Origin of the sequence: Bacillus sp. RK1064, assembly GCF_051488405.1 — a bacterium.
GTDB lineage: Bacteria > Bacillota > Bacilli > Bacillales > Bacillaceae > Bacillus.
This window is the reverse complement of record NZ_JBPSCZ010000001.1, coordinates 1,706,771-1,725,138: the sequence shown is the minus strand read 5'-3', so window position 1 is coordinate 1,725,138 and position 18,368 is coordinate 1,706,771. Positions and strand designations below refer to the sequence as shown.

The 18,368-nt window shown below is 41.6% G+C and carries 17 protein-coding genes; 11 read left to right on the top strand and 6 right to left on the bottom strand.

The window, feature by feature from the left end; all coding sequences use genetic code 11:
• Positions 1-12 precede the first annotated feature (12 nt).
• Positions 13-1,647, top strand: coding sequence for a chaperonin GroEL (gene groL, locus ACSSTM_RS08920; protein WP_034320371.1), 1,635 nt, complete (start codon positions 13-15; stop codon positions 1,645-1,647).
• A gap of 634 nt (positions 1,648-2,281) precedes the next feature.
• On the opposite strand, the gene ACSSTM_RS08915 is transcribed toward groL, so the two are convergent.
• Complete coding sequence (locus ACSSTM_RS08915; protein WP_106037236.1) at positions 2,282-2,794, bottom strand: DUF3231 family protein; 513 nt, start codon at positions 2,792-2,794, stop codon at positions 2,282-2,284.
• Positions 2,795-3,284: 490 nt separating this feature from the next.
• Here ACSSTM_RS08915 and ACSSTM_RS08910 point away from each other — a divergent pair, with 490 nt between their 5' ends.
• The 4 genes from ACSSTM_RS08910 to ACSSTM_RS08895 all read left to right on the top strand — a co-directional run bounded on the left by ACSSTM_RS08910 (position 3,285) and on the right by ACSSTM_RS08895 (position 5,499).
• Positions 3,285-3,737, top strand: coding sequence for a MarR family winged helix-turn-helix transcriptional regulator (locus ACSSTM_RS08910; RefSeq protein ID WP_034664870.1), 453 nt, complete (start codon positions 3,285-3,287; stop codon positions 3,735-3,737).
• Positions 3,738-3,759: 22 nt separating this feature from the next.
• Positions 3,760-4,278 (top strand): GNAT family N-acetyltransferase, encoded by a 519-nt coding sequence (locus ACSSTM_RS08905; protein ID WP_106037235.1) that lies wholly within the window; start codon positions 3,760-3,762, stop codon positions 4,276-4,278.
• 21 nt (positions 4,279-4,299) lie between these two features.
• Entirely contained in the window at positions 4,300-4,911 is a 612-nt protein-coding gene (locus tag ACSSTM_RS08900; protein ID WP_106037234.1) for an FMN-binding negative transcriptional regulator, read from the top strand.
• Positions 4,912-5,082: 171 nt separating this feature from the next.
• Positions 5,083-5,499 carry a hypothetical protein gene (locus tag ACSSTM_RS08895; protein WP_106037233.1) on the top strand — a complete coding sequence of 139 codons (417 nt, stop codon included), beginning with the start codon at positions 5,083-5,085 and terminating at the stop codon, positions 5,497-5,499.
• Between the two features lie 62 nt (positions 5,500-5,561).
• Here ACSSTM_RS08895 and ACSSTM_RS08890 read toward each other — a convergent pair whose 3' ends face one another.
• Complete coding sequence (locus tag ACSSTM_RS08890) at positions 5,562-6,029, bottom strand: hypothetical protein (RefSeq protein WP_034664852.1); 468 nt, start codon at positions 6,027-6,029, stop codon at positions 5,562-5,564.
• 124 nt (positions 6,030-6,153) lie between these two features.
• The gene (locus ACSSTM_RS08885) at positions 6,154-6,828 is read right to left on the bottom strand and encodes a hypothetical protein (RefSeq protein WP_034664848.1); all 675 of its coding nucleotides are present in this window, start codon (positions 6,826-6,828) and stop codon (positions 6,154-6,156) included.
• A 209-nt stretch (positions 6,829-7,037) separates the two neighbouring features.
• Here ACSSTM_RS08885 and ACSSTM_RS08880 point away from each other — a divergent pair, with 209 nt between their 5' ends.
• Together ACSSTM_RS08880 and ACSSTM_RS08875 are read left to right on the top strand one after the other, a co-directional pair.
• Positions 7,038-7,406, top strand: a complete 369-nt coding sequence (locus ACSSTM_RS08880) for an RlpA-like double-psi beta-barrel domain-containing protein (protein ID WP_003213878.1) — start codon at positions 7,038-7,040, stop codon at positions 7,404-7,406.
• A 73-nt stretch (positions 7,407-7,479) separates the two neighbouring features.
• Entirely contained in the window at positions 7,480-8,529 is a 1,050-nt protein-coding gene (locus ACSSTM_RS08875; RefSeq protein ID WP_034664845.1) for a hypothetical protein, read from the top strand.
• Positions 8,530-8,743: 214 nt separating this feature from the next.
• On the opposite strand, the gene ACSSTM_RS08870 is transcribed toward ACSSTM_RS08875, so the two are convergent.
• The 3 genes from ACSSTM_RS08870 to gabP all read right to left on the bottom strand — a co-directional run bounded on the left by ACSSTM_RS08870 (position 8,744) and on the right by gabP (position 12,423).
• Positions 8,744-9,118 (bottom strand): carboxymuconolactone decarboxylase family protein, encoded by a 375-nt coding sequence (locus tag ACSSTM_RS08870; RefSeq protein ID WP_034664837.1) that lies wholly within the window; start codon positions 9,116-9,118, stop codon positions 8,744-8,746.
• Positions 9,119-9,403: 285 nt separating this feature from the next.
• A complete protein-coding gene (locus tag ACSSTM_RS08865) occupies positions 9,404-10,936 on the bottom strand; it encodes a multicopper oxidase family protein (protein WP_400560081.1) in 1,533 nt (510 codons plus the stop codon).
• Between the two features lie 98 nt (positions 10,937-11,034).
• Entirely contained in the window at positions 11,035-12,423 is a 1,389-nt protein-coding gene (gabP, locus tag ACSSTM_RS08860; RefSeq protein WP_034664831.1) for a GABA permease, read from the bottom strand.
• A gap of 482 nt (positions 12,424-12,905) precedes the next feature.
• Between gabP and ACSSTM_RS08855 the strand changes: the two genes are divergently transcribed.
• The 4 genes from ACSSTM_RS08855 to ACSSTM_RS08840 all read left to right on the top strand — a co-directional run bounded on the left by ACSSTM_RS08855 (position 12,906) and on the right by ACSSTM_RS08840 (position 18,269).
• Positions 12,906-13,805: a cation diffusion facilitator family transporter gene (locus tag ACSSTM_RS08855; RefSeq protein WP_060595662.1), complete on the top strand. Its 900-nt coding sequence runs from the start codon at positions 12,906-12,908 to the stop codon at positions 13,803-13,805.
• 103 nt (positions 13,806-13,908) lie between these two features.
• The gene (locus tag ACSSTM_RS08850; RefSeq protein WP_095286056.1) at positions 13,909-14,871 is read left to right on the top strand and encodes an AAA family ATPase; all 963 of its coding nucleotides are present in this window, start codon (positions 13,909-13,911) and stop codon (positions 14,869-14,871) included.
• Entirely contained in the window at positions 14,868-16,058 is a 1,191-nt protein-coding gene (locus tag ACSSTM_RS08845; protein WP_420735158.1) for a DUF58 domain-containing protein, read from the top strand. The genes ACSSTM_RS08850 and ACSSTM_RS08845 overlap by 4 nt, the downstream gene beginning before the upstream one ends.
• A 9-nt stretch (positions 16,059-16,067) precedes the next feature.
• Positions 16,068-18,269 carry a DUF4129 domain-containing transglutaminase family protein gene (locus ACSSTM_RS08840; protein WP_420735159.1) on the top strand — a complete coding sequence of 734 codons (2,202 nt, stop codon included), beginning with the start codon at positions 16,068-16,070 and terminating at the stop codon, positions 18,267-18,269.
• Positions 18,270-18,368 lie beyond the last annotated feature (99 nt).

Here is an 18,368-nt window from a genome sequence, read left to right as displayed (position 1 = left end):
GGTTTCGTTATTATGGCAAAAGATATTAAGTTCAGTGAAGAAGCACGTCGTGCGATGTTACGTGGTGTAGATGCACTTGCAGATGCTGTAAAAGTAACTTTAGGACCTAAAGGACGTAACGTGGTTCTTGAGAAAAAATTCGGTTCTCCACTTATCACAAATGATGGTGTAACGATTGCAAAAGAAATCGAATTAGAAGATGCATTTGAAAACATGGGTGCAAAACTTGTGGCTGAAGTTGCAAGCAAAACAAACGACGTAGCTGGTGATGGTACAACAACTGCAACGGTTCTAGCTCAGGCAATGATCCGTGAAGGTCTTAAAAACGTAACAGCTGGTGCAAACCCTGTTGGCGTTCGTAAAGGGATCGAAGAAGCAGTGAAAGTAGCACTTGAAGGCTTGCACGAGATTTCTAAACCAATCGAAGGCAAAGAATCAATTGCTCAAGTTGCGTCTATTTCTGCAGCAGATGAAGAAGTAGGCAGCCTAATCGCTGAAGCAATGGAGCGTGTAGGTAACGACGGCGTTATCACAATCGAAGAATCTAAAGGGTTCACAACTGAGCTTGAAGTGGTTGAAGGAATGCAATTTGACCGCGGATATGCTTCACCATACATGGTGACTGATTCTGATAAGATGGAAGCGGTTCTTGAAAATCCTTACATCTTAATCACTGATAAAAAGATCACAAACATTCAAGAAATCCTTCCTGTACTTGAGCAAGTTGTACAACAAGGAAAACCATTGTTGATCATTGCTGAAGATGTAGAAGGCGAAGCACTTGCAACACTTGTTGTGAACAAACTTCGTGGAACATTCAACGCAGTGGCAGTCAAAGCACCTGGATTCGGTGACCGTCGTAAAGCAATGCTTGAAGACATCTCTGTTCTAACTGGCGGAGAGTTAATCACAGAAGACCTAGGACTTGACCTGAAATCAACTGAAATCGGTCAGCTTGGCCGCGCGTCTAAAGTTGTTGTGACAAAAGAAAACACAACCATCGTAGAAGGCTCAGGAGATTCTGCTCAAATCGCAGCACGCGTCAACCAAATCCGTGCGCAAGTAGAAGAAACAACTTCTGAATTCGATAAAGAAAAATTACAAGAACGTCTTGCAAAACTAGCTGGCGGCGTCGCTGTCATCAAAGTTGGGGCTGCAACGGAAACAGAACTAAAAGAGCGCAAACTGCGCATCGAGGATGCACTGAACTCAACTCGTGCAGCAGTTGAAGAAGGTATCGTATCCGGTGGTGGTACAGCACTTGTGAATGTATACAAAAAAGTCGCTTCAATCGAAGCAGATGGTGACGTTCAAACAGGTGTAAACATCGTTCTACGTTCTCTTGAAGAGCCAATCCGTCAAATCGCTCACAACGCAGGTCTTGAAGGATCCGTCATCGTTGAGCGCTTGAAAAACGAAGAAATTGGCGTAGGCTTCAACGCAGCAACAAACGAATGGGTAAACATGATCGAAAAAGGAATCGTTGACCCAACAAAAGTAACTCGCTCTGCACTTCAAAACGCAGCTTCTGTTGCAGCAATGCTTCTAACAACTGAAGCAGTCGTTGCTGACAAACCAGAAGAAGGCGGCTCAGGCGGCGGAATGCCAGACATGGGCGGCATGGGTGGTATGGGCGGCATGATGTAATCAGGGTTTCAAAACCTTATTATATCAACGTCTGAAATAATAATATGCTTTTCTTGTCGTCGTATTTGTCCTTGTGTTATTAAACACAAGGCAACCTGTGACAAATAAGCTAACTATAGAAGAAGGCCTTTCATCAGTTTGCAAAACTGTTGGGAGGCCTTTTCTTCCATATTAACAGTCATATGAGCATAGATATTCCTTGTAGTATGACTAATCTTATGTCCACTATGCTATTGTTTTTCATTAATGACGATTCGACCTCAAGCAGTATGGTATGACCAACCTTGTTGATTAAATGGAACCTCGGAACGGGCCCGACTTTATGCTGCAATTGCAAGGACTATAATAGAGAAAGGTTACTCTCGAAGTTTTTACCACTGGTTAGTTGCTATCAATGTTTAAAGAACCTATAGTAATAGGAGCTTTTAAATCTGAGGAAGATATTTTTAGGTATATTAAAGGAATTGATCTTCTAGTGCTGATGATGTTGGCTCAGAGGCAATCGATGGGAATGGCAAAATATAGTGACTGTAAAGAGAGTGAAGGAGAGTTTTCAATTTGTAGAAAGTTTAAAGCTTAGCAAGAAAAGAGTAAACCCTAAAGGTCTACTCTTTAATGTTTAATCATCTTATGATTAGCAATCTTCTGCTTGGCTATGATGAAGAGGTGGTGGAATTAACCATCCTTTTTCTTTGTTAAGTCTAAGGACTTTTGCTCCAAGTGCTGTCTTTTGAACATGAAACTGTCCAAACATCATAGCTATGTCTTCTCGAATGGATTGCCCCATAATTGTGCTACACGATACTAAGCCTGCCGCAATGTTCGCCGAAAGACCAGCGGCTATTTCTGGATCTTGAAAACGTGCCCCTACTGGAATATCGTCTATACAAGCTTTAGGTCGTTCAGGAGGTGTTGGAGGTAAGCCAATTCCATTTTCTTTTAATAAAGTTTCAATTTCTTTGATTTCTTGTTGCCCACCCTGAATAGCTTCTTCAATTAATTTTTGTAAGTCTTCGTCACCTGCATGGTTTAAGTGGGTTTGATAACCAGCAACTAAACCTTTAGCTACCATCAAGTAAGACCATGTACCAAACACTTCACCATAGTGCATAGGTTCATCCGTTGGATTTCCACTTAAAATTCCCATTGTCATCCTCCCTAATTGTAAAATATTCATTAAGCGACCTTCCTTTCTTGACGATTGGTCACCTTTTTATAGTTCCTAAATTAAACCATTATATTCATCATTTTAATGATGGTTGTTAAAGGTAAAATTCTAATTTTAATCTATGTGGACTCTAACGAATAATGGCTAATAAAACTGGAGAGATTATGTTATAAAAAGAGCGGTTGCATAAAGGGAAATTATCTTCTAGCAACGAATATATATGATAAAATGTAGTGGCATATTATGAGGCTCTCTTCTTCTTTTTCCCATTGCCTAACCACCTTCGTTCGCGATGATCAGAGATCGTTATTTTTTGTAACGATTACCACTATTAAAGAAACGAGCGAAATAAAGAAAATGAAAAAAACACTTTCTCAATGAAGGTGTTTTTTTGTTGTGTTTACAACAAAAATAAACTATAATGTTGTTATGTTTTATGTTGTAAATGCAACAAAAGGAGTCGTGATAAATGAGAGAGATTTTGCGAGAGATTGGCGTCATCGCTCGGGCGCTTGATTCTATAAGTAATATTGAATTTAAAGAGTACGATTTAACGAAGGGGCAGTATTTGTATCTTGTGCGTATCTGTGAAGAGCCTGGCATCATTCAGGAAAAGCTGGCGGAAATGATCAAGGTGGATCGAACAACGGCTGCTCGTGCTATCAAAAAATTAGAACTGCATGGTTTTATTGAGAAGAAAGATGATCGAGTGAATAAAAAAATCAAAAAGCTGTTTCCCACTGATAAAGGGGAAGCGGTATATCCAATGATCAAACGAGAAAATGATTATTCGAATCAAGTAGCGCTGGATGGATTTTCTGAAGAGGAAGCAGAACAGATATATGAGTATCTTCTAAGGGTGAGAAAAAATATCGAAAAAGATTGGGATTATGTGAAAAAAGGAAATAAGAGACGCTACTAAATGATAAGGAGAGATGACTTCAATGACCTTCACTTTTATTCCATGCAATGAACAGCATATAGAAGAGCTGCAAAAAGTCGGTATCGACACATTTATAGAAACCTTTCAGAATCAAAACAAAGCGGAACATATCGATGCTTACGTAAAGACAGCCTTTCATCCGAACCAGCTGTTAAAAGAATTACATCATCCATCTTCACAGTTCTATTTTGTTCAAGTGAATGGCGAAGTTGCTGGTTATTTGAAGGTCAATATGGATGATGCGCAGTCAGAAGAGATGGGAAGTGAAGCGTTAGAGATTGAAAGAATTTATATTAAGCAGTCCTTTCAAAAACAAGGATTAGGCCGATATTTAATCAATCAAGCCTTTGAGATCGCGAAGAAATATCATAAACGTGATGTTTGGCTTGGGGTGTGGGAGCACAACAAAGCGGCCATTGCATTTTATCAAAAGCTTGGGTTTGTTCAAACAGGGGTGCACGCATTCCTTATGGGAGACGAAGAACAATTGGACTTCATTATGACCAAAACACTTAGCTGAATCAATAAGGGGGAAGGGAATATGCATATTCCATCTTTTTTTCAAGTGAAAGATATGGAAGAAGTAAAAGCATTTATTCAATTACATTCATTTGCAACAGTTGTGACCACAACGGATGAAAAACCCATTGCGACACATATTCCAGTGAGTTTTCATCAAGTTGAAGATTCGTATGTGATTACAGGGCATATGGCGATTGGAAATCCTCAGTGGAAAACGTTTGAAGAAAATGAGAAGGTGCTCGTCATCTTTCAAGGACCACATGCCTATATATCCTCTTCATGGTATGAAAAAGAAGCCGTACCGACATGGAATTATCAGGCTGTCCATGTATATGGAAAGGCTGTGCTGTTAGAAAAAGGGGAACTGGTAAAAGAATTAACCACGATGCTGGAAACATACGAAAGCCACAGAGAACAGCCTGTTTTATGGGATACATTGTCTGATGAACTGTTAGAGAAACAAATGAAAGGGATTGTGGGCTTTAAAATCATCATTGATGAAGTTCAGGCTGCTTTTAAACTAAGCCAAAATCGCCATGAAAGGGATTATGCTCACATCATTGAAAAGTTGGAAGCAGAGGGTGACGTGGAAATGGCTGAGGCGATGAAAAAGAGAGTAAAGGATGTATGAGAAAAGCACTCTTATGATCAAGAGTGCTTTTTTTTGTTTTGAGAGAAATGAGATATCTTGGCTTATAATGTCACATTTTCTTTAAAATTACATAAAAAAATCCACTATTTCCATAAAAAATCAGATCAATTCCTTATAATAAAGGTATCTGAGAATGGGGAGTGAGTCGAGATGGACCAAAACTTGCTGCAAATGAATCAAGTGAGATCAGAGGATGAATTAGCGGTTGTTAATATATCTTCTACAGAAATTGGGGCGCTGTCAAAGGAAGCGGCTAAGCGGATTTTACAAACGAAGGATACGGATGATATTCATTTACTGATGTATGTCCCGATTGAAAAGAAAGCAGATTTGATTTGGTTGATTGAAAGTGTTGGACAGGCGTTAGAAGATGAGGATGAAGATAACGTTGCACTTGAATTTGCTGATTTGCTCTATTTCTTTGTCATTCCATTTTATAAGGAGTATATTTTGAGGGAACATCATTTGTATGAGTGTATAGATGATTTGTTGGTACTATTAGCATCAAGGACTCACTCAGATATTCACACACTAGTTGATGCGATGAGAGACGATTTGACTGAATAAACATGAAAAAAGGCTTGTAGAGAGGTCCTCTACAAGCTTTTTTCATCGTAAAAAACCATAAATTACTGGGCTCTTTCCCACGTGATTTTTGTTTCATTTGTTTTTTTCTTTCCTTTTGCCAGTACTTTGCCGTTTTCTTGTTTCACGGTGATGTTTAGGTCGTAAAAGGAATAGAGGGCGCCAAGGCTGTCATTTTCTGGTTTGTGCAGGTTGTTTTCTTTTTCAGTTGATGCCCCAATGGCCAGCGTCTTGGCAAAGTTTAAACCGATGACTTCAGCGTAATCACTATTGGTATCAGATGAAGCGGTCACGTTTAAAGAAATGACTTTTTTCTTTTGATCAACGGTGATGTCAGTATCTTTTATGAGTTTAGACTGCTCCATGACTTCTTTCGTTTCATTTTGAATGCGGTCATTAATCGTTGGAAGTGCCTTAGATTCTGTTTTTTGTTCTTTCGTCGTATTCGAGCAAGCTGCTAGAATGAAGAGACTTGCAACTAGGCTCATGAAAACAAGTAGACTTTTTCTCACGTTCGTTCTCCTTTTTTCTGCGAAGTATGTATGTTTATGTTACCACGAATCCTTGTTTTGATTAAAAGAGAAGTGTTGATAAGCTGTGAACAATAAAAAGCACCCAAAATAGGGCGCTTTTTTCTTATTGTGCTGAAAGGCTTGTACTTAATGGAACAGAAGAAATGACGGTGAATTTAGGAGCCGCAGCACCAGACTCTAAATTTTTACGTAAAAGCGATGATTTGATTGTTCCATCCCATTTTTTATAGACACTTCCTGAAGTATTCGCACGAAGCTGTACATTCGAGAAACTTGCTTGTGAGTAGCTGTTTGTTCCATTATCTTGGACGCCGTGAACCATTTTGACGACATCGAGGTTTTTCAGACGACTAGGGTTGAAAACAGGCTGCTTATAGCGCAATTTCCCATTGACGTATAGTGACACTGTGCCATCACCATTGTTGATGAGCTTTAAGTTGACACGTGCACCATCCGTAATGCTCTTATCGTACTCACTGTTCCAGTATTGACTGCCGCCTTGTGAGCCGCTGCCAAGAAAGACCTTATAGCCAGAAGACGTTTTTGAAATACCGCTCTCTACAACGGCAGAGCCGAGACCGAGGTACCAGTCCGCATAGCCATTTTTAATAGTGGCTGTTTTCGGCAGCACAATATCAGCAGAGATACCTGACCATTTTGCCTCATCCGTTTGTGTCACAATCGCGCCGTGACGAGGACCAGCTGCAGAGGCAGGGATACTTGATAGCATCAAAACGAAGGCCAAACTTACACTCAAAACGATGAACCACTTTTTCATAAAAATTCCTCCTTAAATTGGATTCACTTTTATTATATAAAATGAAAGAGAGGGGCTACTTACATTGTTCTGGCCGATTTTGGTATTTTTTGTGAACAAAATCGGTCATAAAGTGGTCAACTTGTATTCGAATTGTAATGTGACTGTAAAATAACTGGGGGCATCTTCATGTATAATAAGTGCAGAAACCAAATACGGAGGATTTTTTAATGAATAAAAAGCTTATCGCGACAATCGTAACAGTAGCTAGTTTATTTTTGGCGTTTAGTTTCTCACATGGAGCAAGTGCAAAAAAAGTAAGCGGCAATATTACTTGGTATAATGGTGTCGGTAAAAAGGGCGCAGATGGAAAAAAACTCGGTCATTGGGATGCAGCAACTAAAATGGGATTTGACGTACCGAAAAAAGGTACAAAACTTAGAGTGACAACAAAAGCGAAACCACATAAAGTGATTACAGTATATAAATATGATGTAGGCAGAATGCCAAACGCTGTATTAGACGTCAGTCCAAAAGCATTCAAAGCACTAGGGTATAAAACAAGTAAAGGTGTCGTAAAAGGGCATTACACTTATTAATACATAGTCATGCAAAGAAGCGGGAAAAGTTTATTTTCTGGCTTCTTTTCTTGTAGAGAGGGTCTGAAAGGCAATGAAAAAATCAACATGGTGGATCATCACGGTCATCGGAGTCGCAGTGATTGCGGCAGTCATTTTCTTCATGATGAAGCCGGCGCAAGAGGCGAAACATGCAGGAAAAGTGAAAACGAATCAAGATGCAAAAGACGAATTACTCGTTTCATTTACAGATCAACAGTTAAACAATACGTATTACCTGCATGACCGGGCGCTTCATACGGAGAAACTGACAGCATATCCTTCGATTGCTTATGATTCTACGAAACAGCTTTTATATTACACGTATACGGATGAAGACACACAAAAAGTGAGTATTCGAGAACTGAATGTGAAAACAGATGAAGAAAAAACGCTATTTACGAGTGATGATTCCATCGACAGTATGAGGCTGTCTGGAGACGGGAAACAGTTATATCTCAGGTATAACAAGGATTCTGGCGAACAATTTTATGTCGCTTCTTATGATTTGAATACACAAAAAATGAAGGTGTTATATCCAGAAAAAAGCAAGGATGATACGGTGAGTTCTTTTGCTTATGATCCGGCGTCAAACCTTCTGGCAATCCAGCATTATTCCTTAAAAGAAGATTACAAGAAAACCGATGAAGCGAATGAAAAGGGAAGAGACCCTGAACCAACGACCATGAAGATCACCCTTCAAACAGGTGCGAAGGGGAAGCGTATTACACGTATCTCGCAAACGATCAATGATATTTCATTTTCACCAGATCATAAGACATTGATTTATACAGAAGTGAAGGTGCGAAACGAAAAAGAAGTATCCTCTATTAAGATGCTTGATGTAGAAACCGGAAAAACGACAACACTCGTTAAGAACAGTGAGGATATGCATATTTTAAGTGCCGCACAGCCGCAATTTTCTACGGACGGATCTTCTGTTTATTTCTTAGGTGTTGCTAAAAACGCAAAGGAATTAAAGGATGACACCGGACGAAAAGCAAAGGTAAGAACGATATTTGAATACAATATCAAGAAGAAAACAGTGGAAGCCGCTTGGGAGAAGGATGGCGGAATTGTTAACAATTTCACTGTCAATCGATAAGGGTACGTTCAGTTATTTGATATAACTGGACGTTTTTTTATTTTGCCGCTTGAAATGATGGTGAAATTGAGGAATTCATGGAAGGGAAAGCAATTTTTAAGCAGAGAAACGTGTGGTATTTTCGTATTTTGCTTATGTGACAGAGGAAAAGAAAGAGAGTAATATGAGTGTACATAAAAAACGAGAGGACACAAGGCTTCTCGTTTTCACTGATTTATTTGGTGTTATTGTCTAGTAAGTTTTGAAAGATAAACAGGGCATTAATGGAGTGAGGGAATCCAGCAACTTTTGTACAGTGCTTAATAATCTCCATGATCTCTATGACAGAAAGTCCGATATGTAATGCTTGTTCAAAATGAGTCTTTAATTCTTCATCACAATCGCCTTTTGTAATGAGGGCAGATAATGTGCTGATGGCCTTTTGTTTTTCATCTAAAATGAAGTGGTTGAATTCTTTTTGTTCACCGAGTTCAATTGTTAGCTGTTCAATATTTGACCAAATGCTCTCGTTTTCCTGAATTGAAAGCTTCTCTATGTTACCTGCCGCTGTTTCTTGTGTGACCTGGCAAGTCTCTTTTTCTTCATTCAAATTGAACTCCTCCGTTTTTTATCGCAATTTTCCATTTGTTCGTTCATTGTGGCTTATGTGCCTTTTGACAGATGCAATGGGTATATAGTAGTATTATCGGTTTGCTGCGTCAACTTTTTAAGTATTGAATGTACAAATAAATGCCATTTCAAGTCATGCTTTGTTTTATTTTAGAGTAATTCAATGAAAAGGAAATAAAGGGCTAATATATCGCTGTCTGTTAGCCCTTCGCAATGATTTACTCAATACATGTGTTTAAGCATGTGACGGGAGATTAATTTCATTTTATTGGATGATATCCATCGGCCGCATCATGTCATAATCCTCGTGCTCTAATATATGACAATGCCACACATACCTGCCGCTGTATGGAACAAAGCGAGCGATGATCCGAATGACTTCACCGGCATGCGCTTGAATGGTGTCCTTGTAGCCTTGTTCATGTAAAGGAGGGGCTTCGTTCGGTCCTGTATACACAATTTCCCCTGTCGATTGATAGACCTCTGTATCAAATGGTCTTCTGTCTATCACCCTAAATTGAACAAGATGTAAATGAATGGGATGTGTGCCCCTTGTTGGATTGACGATGGACCAAACCTCTACACTGCCAAGCCGAGGATTTTCCGTGACGGGGTCATTCCAAAATTGGTTATCCAGCAATAAAATGGGGCGGCCGTATTTATCCTGTGTACCGGTAAGAGTGAGCGTACGCTCTTTATCAGCTCGACTAGGCCGAAGCGGTGGAAGCGGTTTGAAAATAGGCCGTAATGTTTTAGGTGCTCTCCCTTTTAGCGGCCGTGTGACTTTAAATTGCATGATGTTTGCATCTGTTTCAGGATTCACATCCTGTCCGCAGCCGGCTGTATTTTTGAGAGTGATCGTTTTGTTTTCGTAAGCTGAAAAGTCGATGATGACATCGAAACGTTCAGCAGGTGCGATGCTAAAGGATTGATGGCGAACAGGTCTTGGCAAAAAGCCCCCATCGGAACCAATTTGCAAGATTGTGGCGTCGTTATCTAGATGCAGCTCATAAGTTCTAGTATTGGACGCATTTAAGATACGAAAGCGGTATTTTCGCGGCTCTACTTCTAAATAAGGCCATACTTTTCCATTGACTAAAATCGTTTCTCCACAAAAAAAGGGCACGATGGATGGGTCTGGTAGGTCACTGTCTTCTGGCGTGTCGTTTGGTCTGCTAGGATAAAACAGTGAGCCATCCTCCTGAAACGTACGGTCCATGATCATTAAAGGAATGTCATAGTCATCTTTCGGCAGCTCTAAGGACTTTTCAAACGCATCAGAGATCAAATAAAACCCAGCTAAGCCGGCGTACACATTTAATCGTGTCAATGCCATCGCATGATCGTGATACCACAATGTGCAGGCTTGCTGATGATTTGGGTATACGTATACCTCTCGTTCAAAGAAGGGGCCGGTTGCTTCAAAGTCTCGTGAAAACCAAGCCTCTGGATAGCCGTCACTGCTTGCTGGTGTGACGCCGCCATGCAGATGAACGACCGTTTTGACTTCTGGTTCATCATGATGGCCGGCATGAATGGTGTGATCGACCGGCAGGAAATGCTTCAACGGCAATTTGTTCATCCATTTCACTTTGACTTTTTCATTTCGATTCGCTTGAATGGTGGGACCAGGCAAACTGCCATTATAGGTCCATAGCTTGGTTGGGGGCAGGTCTCTATGAACTTTTAGAAATACCTCCTCCATAGCGATTTCATAATACGTTTGTCTTGGGTTCTTTTTGACGGGCTCCGCGACTTCTGGGATTGGCAGCTCGTCAACAAATTTTTCTAGGTTCATGTTGTCTAATCCTCACTTAAAATCCAATTTGATACAGTATAAGTGCGGACATGAAAATAGGTGAATAAAATAAAAAAACCCGCTTTTCAGCGGGAGCATTACGGATGTTTATTTTCAAGCGCTGCATTTGCAGGCACTTTTTTATTCGGTTTAAAGACGAAATAAGCGGCAAGCACACCGAAGGTAATGATACTTGTCAAAATGAGCTGTGGTCTCATTGATTCGATAAACAGCATCGATGCCAAGATGGCGCAAATGACCAAAATGGTAAAGTACGTGAGATATGGGAACAGCCACATTTTGATTTTGAGCTGCTCTGGATTTTCTTTTTCGATTTTACGGCGCATTCTTAATTGTGAAACAGCAATGACCAAGTAGACAAGAAGGGCAATGGCGCCGGATGCATTGACTAAGAACAAAAAGATGGTTTCAGGATAAAAGTAGTTCATCATGACGGCAATGTAGGAAAAGAAGGTGCCTGCGACTGTAGCCGCTACAGGAACACCACGTTTGCTGATTTTCATAAAGCGTTTCGGTGCTTCGCCTCTTTCCGCTAATGAATAAAGCATTCTGGACGTTGTGTACAAACCGGAGTTTAAGCAAGATAGAACGGCTGTTAAAACAATGACGTTCATGACTTGAGCTGCTGATGGGACGCCGATGTATTCTAATACCGCAACGAACGGGCTTGTTAAAATACTCGCTGAATTCCATGGAAGCAAGGTCACAACGACAGCGATGGATCCGACATAGAACACGATGATACGCCATACAACAGAGCGGGTAGCTGTTGTCACAGACTTGACTGGGTCTGCTGATTCTCCGGCCGCTATTGCCACAATCTCGGTTCCCATGAAGGAAAAGATGACGACGACAATTCCGAGTAAAACAGAGCTGAATCCATTTGGAAGGAAACCGCCGTTCCCCGTTAAATTGGCAAGACCTGCAGTATGATGACCGCCAAAACCAAAGATAAATGCAAAACCGATGAGTAGAAAGAGAATAATGCTGACGACTTTTATTAATGAGAACCAGTATTCAAATTCGCCAAAAGATTTAACAGAAAAGATATTCGTTAATGTTAAGAGGATAGTGAGGATAAGACTTGTGAGCCAAACAGGTGCATCTCCATACCAATACTGAATAATGGCAGCACCGGCAATGGCTTCGATGGCGATGACGATGACCCAGAAGAACCAGTAAAGCCAGCCGATTGTAAACCCGGCCCAAGGACCGATGGCATCACTCGCATATTGTGAGAAGGAACCGCTTGTCGGATAGGCGCATGCCATTTCTCCAAGCATTCTCATAATAAAGATCACCAGAAGTCCGGCAAAAGAATAGGAAAGAATGGCTCCAGGCCCTGCAGAATGAATGACAGCGCCGCTACCAACAAATAGCCCTGCGCCAATAACCCCAGCAATGGAGATCATTGAAATATGTCTTGTTTTCAGATTTTTTTGAAGACCGTTTGTCATGTTGGACATGTCTTTACCTCCAAACATTTCTCTTCATAGAGAAATTGTTTTTAGAATATTTTAAATTTTATCATACTGAATTGTCATTCAGCATTGGACAGGTTATCAAACTGACATTTCAAACCTCTTAACATGATGTTAAAAAGTATAAAGGATTTGAGAGATTATGTTCCCTCTTTTTCCTCAGTTCATTCTTAAAAATAGCATAAGATCGGATGAAGAGAAGTTGTGTCTCAAAATAAAATTATTCTGATAATTTTTCGGTAAGAGTGATATTGCCCATATGATCATCACAGAGTGAATTGGAAAAAGGTTGATGGGAGTAGGTCTTGAGGTCAATTGACCTTATAAAAATAAGTTTACTTAGGTCAACACATTTCTATGTATCCTATTTTGCTGACACAAGCGAATCATGTTGCTGTAGACCCACATGGGCTTTGCTTTGTAAGATAAATAATAGAAAAGTGATGTGTGAGGAGGCGCGGTTCGACATGGAGCGCTATAACGAATTAAGACAAGGTGAAACAGGTGCTTGGGTCAGCATCATTGCCTATGTGATTTTATCAGCGGTGAAACTTCTAATTGGGTATGTGTTTCATTCAGAGGCTCTTTCGGCAGATGGATTGAATAATACGACGGATATTATTGCATCCCTTGCTGTGTTGATTGGGCTGCGTATTTCTCAAAAGCCGCCTGATGAAGATCATCCATACGGTCATTTTCGAGCAGAGAATATTGCGTCTCTTGTGGCGTCCTTTATTATGATGCTTGTTGGACTTCAGGTTCTGCTGAGTGCGGGCCGGTCGCTCTTCTCATCTGAGCATCAAACGCCCGATATGATCGCAGCTTGGACGGCAGCAGGAAGTGCTGTGGTGATGTACGGCGTGTATATTTACAACCGCAATCTGTCCAAACGGATCAATAGCCAGGCTCTTCATGCAGCAGCAGCTGATAATAAATCAGATGCGTATGTGAGTATTGGAACATTTGTAGGGATTATCGCCTCTCAATTTCAGCTGGCATGGATTGATACGCTTGCAGCGTTTGTCATTGGCCTCATTATTTGTAAAACGGCGTGGGAGATTTTCAGAGATGCCTCTCATTCGTTAACGGACGGTTTTCATATAAAAGATATGTCCAAATATAAAGAGACCATTGAAGCAACACCTGGAGTGGGCGATTTGAAAGATATTAAGGCACGGTATCTCGGAAGTACGGTCCATGTGGATGTAGTAGTGGAGGTCGAGCCGCACTTGAACATTGCAGAAAGCCATGATATTGCAGATGAGATCGAACGTAGAATGAAGAAGGAACATGATATTTTACACTCTCATGTTCATATGGAGCCAGCAGGTGAGACAAAAGAAGAGAAGAAGTCTTTTCCATCGTGAGAAGGCTTCTTTTTTTCTACATGCTGATGTTTTATGCAAATGCGCGTTGTATGGTAAAGTTAGACTATATGAAATTTAACGGAAACGTGATAGGAGGATCAGGATGGCATTTGATGAACCGATGCATTCAGATTTACAAAAAATCGTAGATAACATCAATAAAGTCATGGTTGGGAAAAAAGACATTGCGATATTAAGCCTTGTTGCGATTTTGGCGAAGGGGCATGTGCTACTAGAGGATGTGCCTGGTGTTGGGAAGACGATGATGGTTCGTGCTTTGGCAAAATCCATTGGCTGTGAGTTTAAGCGAATCCAATTCACTCCTGACCTTTTGCCTTCAGATGTAACAGGTGTGTCGATTTATAATAAAAAGACAAATGAATTTGAATTTAGGCAAGGACCGATTATGGGGCAGATTATTTTGGCTGATGAGATCAACCGGACCTCTCCTAAAACACAGTCGGCATTGCTCGAAGCGATGGAGGAAGGCAGTGTCACAGTGGACGGAGAAACAATGCCGCTTGCGGATCCTTTTTTCGTCATGGCGACGCAGAATCCAGTGGAATATGAAGGGACCTATCCGCTGCCAGAAGCGCAAATGGACCGGTTTTTATTCAAGCTGCAGATGGGATATCCGACCATGCTGGAGGAGCTGGAGGTGCTCAACTTGCAGGAAAAGCAGTCCCCGATTGATACACTTCAAGCTGTCATGACAAAGGAACATATTCATGCGTTGCAGCAAGCTGTTCAGACCATTCATGTGGATGCATCCATTAAAGAATATATTGTGGAAATTGCTCAAGCGACGCGTCAGCATCCATCTGTTTATTTAGGTGTGAGTCCAAGGGGATCGATCGCCCTCATGAAAGCGGCTCAGGCGTATGCACTTTTGAATCAGCGAGATTATGTGATTCCTGATGATATACAGTATTTGGCGCCATATACATTGCCGCATCGAATGATTTTGACATCAGAAGCGACGTATGAAGGGAAGAAGGCGGAGACACTGCTGCGACAAATGCTTGAGCAAATTGGCGTGCCAGTTCAAAAGTCGATGACTCAATGAAGTCACGTCATCGTTTGGCTGTTTTATTATGGTTACGGGTAATGATGCTCATCATCCTCACTGCGGCAGTCTTTTGTTATGCCATGTTTCAGGGAGGGTTTGTGAGTTGGTTCCTTTTTTATGCATTTTTACCATATACTTTGTATGCTTTGCTGTTTGCGCTCGTTCCGCTGCGAGCGACAGTCAAAAGGACATTACAGCAAACCCGATTGAAGGCGGGAGACGTGCTGTCCGTTGACCTTGAAATCAAGCGGACAAATCCATTTCCATACGTTTACGTCTTGATTGAGGATGATCCGCCGGACACCTTTCATTTACAGGAACAAATTGAAATGAAGCAAATGCTGTTTCCTTGGTTTCGGAAAACGTGGCGTTTTTCCTATCAATTGAATGATGTCAAGCGCGGGGAACATCATTTGTCAGCGGTTCGAATCAAAACGGGCGATATGTTTGGTTTTGTGGAGAAAGAAGTGATCATTCCGTTAGAAAAAAAGCTGCTTGTCTATCCCAAAATGCTCGATCTTCAGGTGGAGTCTGCTGAGTCAGTGAATGAAAATGGAGGCAAAGCGGTTCACTCGTGGTTAAATGAACCGACCCATGTGACAACAGGCGTACGGGAATACCAGCAAGGAGACCGTTTTGCTTGGGTGGACTGGAAGACGACGGCTAGAAGGGGTCAGCTGATGACGAAGGAATTTGAACAGAATCAAACAAAGGATCTTGTCGTGTTTGCTGATTTTACAGATGAAGCGGTTTTTGAGACCGTCGTGTCTATTGCAGCGTCTGTACTACAATCGGCAGTGAAAAAAGGGGTGCCTTCAGGTCTTGTACCTCTAGGAAATCAGCATGCCTTTCGAGTGGATCAAGGAGAAATTCATTTACAGGACATGCTCTATTATTTAACAAGGGTGCAGCATCAACCTTCTCGCGCACAAGAATATAAGGCGTTAGCAGCGAGTGAGTACCAGCACTCTGGAAAATATGTCGTCACGGGTCAGCTGCAAGAAGAGCTTGCTGCGAGCCTCTTTGGAAATCGAAACAGAAAGAACATCACTGTTCTTTTAGTGAAGAGAGCTTTGGATCGCTTCACGACAAAAGAAAAACAGCTTGTAGACCGGCTCAAGGCATCTGGAATACGCACGACCCTTTTATTTGAAGACCGGCTGCACGAAAGAACTGTGAGGTGACAAACATTTATGCTGGATACGCATCAGCGGCAAAGCCGTTTTGAGTTGTTCATCTATTATGCTATAGCATTTCTGCTGCTTTGGGAGTGGCTTCGTCCGCTTCAAGACTTTACAGAGACGAGTCATACGTCTTATTTCATCATTTTTATAGGGCTTACGTGTTTGTTTACATTCTTTCGTTTGAAGTGGTATGTGACGTTTCCTATTTGTACTGGCATGATCTTGCTCGCCTTATATTTGATCTTTTATCAAGCAGAGCCAAGCTATCCGGCTGCATTATTTGCTGATATCAAAGATAATATCACCATCATGAGCACAGGCATGTGGAGTGACATGTACCCGTCCTTCCGCACATTATTGTTTTATATTTTGCTATGGCTGCTTGTCTACTTGCTTCATTATTGGGTGGTCTATCAGCAGCGTATCTTTTTCTTTTTACTCATGACGATTGTGTATGTCACGATTCTTGATACATTTACGCCATATGATGCGACCTTTGCAATCGTTCGCATTATGGTGTTTGGCTTTTGTTTGCTTGGGTTGCTGTATTTCGATCGACTGCGTTCGGCTGAAGGCATTCGGGTGTCACAGAAGGCGCGTCTAAAGTGGTTTTTGCCCATGCTGGCGCTTGTCCTCCTATCAGCGGCACTCGGCGCTTCTTTGCCAAAGTCTGATCCGAAATGGCCTGATCCTGTCCCGTTTTTTAAGGCGGTGACGAATCAAGATAACGCAGCCGGGCAGAATAAGGTGGGATATAGTTCAGATGATTCATCGCTTGGCGGACCGTTTAGTGAGGATCGCACACCGGTCTTTAAATGGAGCGGAAAGAAGCCATCTTACTTTCGGGTCGAAACAAAAAGCATCTACACAGGAAAGGGCTGGGAGGATGCCTCAAATGATACAAAGCCTACTCGGCTAAAGGACGACGATGTGCCGAATCGGTGGTTTACCGAGCGTGTAAAAACAGAGGTGCACGAAACGAGAGTCGATATGGAATCTGACTATCGATTTAATCATGCCGTCTATCCAATTGGGACGATCACACTGATGCCAATGGAAAATATTCCGCTGCAAATGATGGGGAAAACGGAAAAAATTGTCCCATCCAGTCAAAATCCGCCGAAAAATTTAGGGAACTACCAAGTCACCTTCTTATCTCCTACATTTATCCTTGAGGATTTGCAGAGGATTAAAGTGCCAACAAAGAAGCAGGTAAATCAGGAGGTTGGCCGTGAATACTTGCAGCTTCCTTCCTCATTGCCAGAGCGTGTGAAGACGCTGGCAAACAGCTTAACGGAAACGAAGGATAATATGTATGATAAAGCCAAAGCGATCGAGGATTATTTAGGATCTGCGAAGTTTTCATATGAAACGCAAAATGTCGCTGTGCCTGGTCGTAATGAAGATTATGTAGACCAATTTTTATTTGATACGATGATCGGCTACTGTGATAATTTTTCATCCTCTATGATAGTGATGCTTCGTTCGATCGGGATTCCGGCGAGATGGGTGAAAGGATATACGGCAGGTCAGTTATATGAAACACAGATGGATGGAAACAATGTGTATGAAGTGACCAATAACAATGCGCATTCATGGGTAGAGGTGTATTTTCCAAACAGAGGCTGGGTCACCTTCGAACCGACAAAAGGATTTACGAACCCACAGACATTTACGAATGAAGCCGTTTCAAGCGATCAAACGGATGATCAAAAGGAAGAAGATCAGCCTAGCTCTGATGCACGCGAAGATCAGCCGGCAGAACAGCCGCAGCAGCAGGAGACAGATCAGCCGGCAGAACCAAAGAAACAAACAGCACAAGCAAAGCCAAGTATGGTGCATGTTGGTTCAATCTTGGGTTATGCGGCAGGAGCTATGGTCCTTCTTGGATTGATGAGCTGGCTGCTTTATCGATTAAGAGCAAGGTGGCTGCCATTCTTTATTGTGAGAAAGGTGAAACGTCTGCCAGAGGAGGAAGCATTCTTCTATGCGTATGCGGCTCTATTAAAGCAGCTGAAGCGCAGGGGGATTGAGAAAAGCCCAGGCATGACGCTAAGAGAATTCGCTTCTTTGATCGATGACAAGGATGGAGATCATCGCATGTCAGAACTGACGCAGCTCTATGAGCGGGCACTCTATCGACGAGAGGATGCGTCGGCGCTTTGGCGGCAATCGGCAAAGTTATGGGAAAATTTAATAAACAGGAGATAGTCTTGACCCCGTACCTTCCTGTTGTTAGAATAGGTGAATATTAAAACCTTCTAAAATACATGAAATTGAAGCGTTCGGATGTGAGTCTGGGCGCTTCAA

Excerpts from the sequence above, each read along its gene's own strand:
- groL (WP_034320371.1), top strand. The coding sequence starts at position 13 with ATGGCAAAAGATATTAAGTTCAGTGAAGAAGCACGTCGTGCGATGTTA.
- ACSSTM_RS08915 (WP_106037236.1), bottom strand. The coding sequence starts at position 2,794 with ATGGGAATTTTAAGTGGAAATCCAACGGATGAACCTATGCACTATGGT.
- ACSSTM_RS08910 (WP_034664870.1), top strand. The coding sequence starts at position 3,285 with ATGAGAGAGATTTTGCGAGAGATTGGCGTCATCGCTCGGGCGCTTGAT.
- ACSSTM_RS08905 (WP_106037235.1), top strand. The coding sequence starts at position 3,760 with ATGACCTTCACTTTTATTCCATGCAATGAACAGCATATAGAAGAGCTG.
- ACSSTM_RS08900 (WP_106037234.1), top strand. The coding sequence starts at position 4,300 with ATGCATATTCCATCTTTTTTTCAAGTGAAAGATATGGAAGAAGTAAAA.
- ACSSTM_RS08895 (WP_106037233.1), top strand. The coding sequence starts at position 5,083 with ATGGACCAAAACTTGCTGCAAATGAATCAAGTGAGATCAGAGGATGAA.
- ACSSTM_RS08885 (WP_034664848.1), bottom strand. The coding sequence starts at position 6,828 with ATGAAAAAGTGGTTCATCGTTTTGAGTGTAAGTTTGGCCTTCGTTTTG.
- ACSSTM_RS08880 (WP_003213878.1), top strand. The coding sequence starts at position 7,038 with ATGAATAAAAAGCTTATCGCGACAATCGTAACAGTAGCTAGTTTATTT.
- ACSSTM_RS08875 (WP_034664845.1), top strand. The coding sequence starts at position 7,480 with ATGAAAAAATCAACATGGTGGATCATCACGGTCATCGGAGTCGCAGTG.
- ACSSTM_RS08865 (WP_400560081.1), bottom strand. The coding sequence starts at position 10,936 with ATGAACCTAGAAAAATTTGTTGACGAGCTGCCAATCCCAGAAGTCGCG.
- gabP (WP_034664831.1), bottom strand. The coding sequence starts at position 12,423 with ATGTCCAACATGACAAACGGTCTTCAAAAAAATCTGAAAACAAGACAT.
- ACSSTM_RS08855 (WP_060595662.1), top strand. The coding sequence starts at position 12,906 with ATGGAGCGCTATAACGAATTAAGACAAGGTGAAACAGGTGCTTGGGTC.
- ACSSTM_RS08850 (WP_095286056.1), top strand. The coding sequence starts at position 13,909 with ATGGCATTTGATGAACCGATGCATTCAGATTTACAAAAAATCGTAGAT.
- ACSSTM_RS08845 (WP_420735158.1), top strand. The coding sequence starts at position 14,868 with ATGAAGTCACGTCATCGTTTGGCTGTTTTATTATGGTTACGGGTAATG.
- ACSSTM_RS08840 (WP_420735159.1), top strand. The coding sequence starts at position 16,068 with ATGCTGGATACGCATCAGCGGCAAAGCCGTTTTGAGTTGTTCATCTAT.